At 76.3% G+C, this 2561-nt stretch carries 2 protein-coding genes; one reads left to right on the plus strand and one right to left on the minus strand.

Annotated elements, in window-relative coordinates; all coding sequences use genetic code 11:
* Positions 1 to 126: 126 nt before the first annotated feature.
* Positions 127 to 993, minus strand: a complete 867-nt coding sequence (locus HTZ82_RS07330; RefSeq protein WP_175408476.1) for a bifunctional 5,10-methylenetetrahydrofolate dehydrogenase/5,10-methenyltetrahydrofolate cyclohydrolase — start codon at positions 991 to 993, stop codon at positions 127 to 129.
* A gap of 264 nt (positions 994 to 1257) precedes the next feature.
* On the opposite strand from HTZ82_RS07330, the gene HTZ82_RS07335 reads away from it, so the two are divergent.
* The coding region (locus tag HTZ82_RS07335) for a GAF domain-containing protein (protein WP_175408477.1) at positions 1258 to 2561 on the plus strand (1304 nt) is incomplete at its 3' end.

A 2561-nucleotide genomic window follows, 5' to 3' on the forward strand; every position in this document is an offset into this window, starting at 1 on the left:
CGGGTGCCGGGGCAGTGCCCCGTGGCCAGGCGGTTCTGCCCGCACCTTCGGCGGCGTAGGCGGGCCAGGACCCCCCGGGCGCGGCGCGGCCGATCGCGCGCACGGCAGGGTCCGGCTTGTGGGTGGTCAGGCGTGGGTGGCCGTCTGGCGTTCGGCCGCTTCGACGGTCTGGGCCAGCAGGGTCGCGATGGTCATGGGGCCGACGCCGCCCGGTACGGGGGTGATGAGGCTCGCGCGTTCCGCGGCGGTGGCGAAGTCGACGTCGCCGACGTTGCCCTCGTTGTAGCCGGCGTCGATCACGACGGCGCCCGGCTTGATGTCCTCGCCCTTGATGAAGCGGGGACGCCCCACGGCGGCCACGACGATGTCGGCCTCGCGCAGCGCTGCGGAGAGGTCGGCGGGCGGGGTGTGGGAGTGGCAGTACGTCACGGTGGCGTTCCGGGTGAGCAGCAGCATCCCCGCGGGCTTTCCGAGGATGGCGCTGCGGCCCACGACGACGGCCCGCTTGCCGGCCGGGTCGACGTCGTACGCGTCGAGCAGCCGCATGATGCCGCCCGGCGTGCAGGAGACGAAGCCGGGCAGGCCGAAGCTCATCGACGCGAAGGAGCTGGTCGTGACGCCGTCGACGTCCTTCTCCGGGGCGATGGCCTCGAACGCGGCGCGCTCGTCGATGTGCGGGCCGACGGGGTGCTGGAGCAGGATGCCGTGCACGTCCGGGTCCCGCGACAGCCCTTCGAGGGTGGCGACGAGCTCCTCGGTCGTCGTGGCGGCGGGCAGTTCGACGTGGCGGGAGCGGATTCCGGCCTTTTCGCAGCGGGCCCGCTTCATCCGTACGTACGTCACGGAGGCGGGGTCCTCGCCGACGAGGACGGTCGCGAGGCAGGGCTGTGTGCCGGTGCGGCGCGTGAAGGCGGCGGCGCGGGCGGCGGTCTCCTCGACGAGGCGGCGGGCGAGGGAGCCGCCGTCCATGAGACGGGCTGCGGTGGTGGTCATGGGGCCTCCCGGGCGGTGAGACGAACGAACGGGTGTGTTCTCGCCCAGGCGCGCGGCAGCCTGCGGTGTCCGCCGTGGCGGTCCCGCCGGGCCGCTCCCCGGTGGTACTCCACCCAAGCGCCAGTCACGGCCCGTGCCCACTGTACGCCAGCGGGGCGAGCGCGAGGGCGTGCAGGGGGGCGTGCGGGGCGCGCGACCGGTTGTCGGGGGTGCGGGAGGCGGCGACGATGGCACCGGCATGAAGGCCGCGGCGAGGAGGGCAGGTTGAGCGACGCGTGGGTGGCTCTCGAACGGGGCGCGGACCCTGTGGAACGCGCCGGGGAGCTGCGCCGGGCGTACGACGCGTTCACGCAGGGCGGGCGGGTGGCTCCGCCCGTACGGCCGCTGGTGGCGGAGTCGTGGCGGCGGTCGGCGCGGGCGCGGGTGAGTCCGGACGGGATCGCGTCCGTGGAGCTGGCCGGGGACGAGCTGGCGGCGTACCGGGAGAGTCATCCGCTGGCGGCCGCGATGCCGGTGGTCCGGGAGCTGATGGGGGCGTACGCGGACGACGGGGAGCATCTGGTGGCGGTGTGCGACGCGTACGGGCGGCTGCTGTGGGTGGAGGGGCATCCGCAGACGCTGCGGCGGGCGGGGCGGATGAACTTCGTGGCGGGCGCGCGGTGGTCGGAGGCGGCCGTGGGGACGAACGCGCCGGGGACGGCCATCGCGATCGACCGCCCGGTGCAGGTCTTCGCGGCGGAGCACTTCCGGCGGCCGGTGCAGACGTGGACGTGCGCGGCGGCTCCGGTGCACGATCCGCGGACGGGGCGGCTGCTGGGCGCGGTGGACATCACGGGCGGGGACCGGCTGGCGCATCCGCACAGCCTGGCGTTCGTGCAGGCGGTGGCGCGGGCGGCCGAGTCGCAGCTGGCGCTGCTGGCTCCGGCGGCGGCGGTGGACAACCGGGTGCGGCTGTCGGCGCTGGGCCGGGACGAGGCGCTGCTGGTGACGGGCGAGGGCCGTACGGTGCGGCTGAGCCCGCGGCACAGCGAGCTGGTGGTGGTGCTGGCGGCGCATCCGCAGGGCCTGGGCGGTGACGAGCTGCTGGCCGCGCTGTACGAGGACGGGGCGGTGACGCCGGTGACGTTACGGGCCGAACTGTCGCGGCTGCGGGGGCTGTTGGGGTCGGAGCTGCTGCGTTCGCGGCCGTACCGGCTGGGGGCGGTGGTGGACGCGGACTTCGACGTGGTGGCGCGGCGGCTGGCGTCGGGGGCGGTGACGGCGGCGCTGGGCGGGTACACGGGGCCGCTGCTGCCGGGGTCGGCGGCGCCGGCCGTGGTGCGGCTGCGGCGGCGGCTGACCGATCAGCTGCGGGCGGCGCTGATCGCGCGGGGGGACGCGGAGCTGCTGTCCGACTGGGCGCACAGCCCGTGGGGCGAGGACGACCTGGAGGTGTGGCGTGCGCTGGCGGCCGCGGTGCCGGCGGGGCGCCGTCCGGCCCTGGAGGCGCGGCTCCGGACGCTCGACGCGGAGCTGGGGGCGGGGCTGCTGCCGGGGGCGAGGCTGGAGCCGGGGGCGGGGCTGGTGTC

This window comes from Streptomyces sp. TRM64462 (genome assembly GCF_013362995.1).
Taxonomy (GTDB): Bacteria; Actinomycetota; Actinomycetes; order Streptomycetales; family Streptomycetaceae; genus Streptomyces.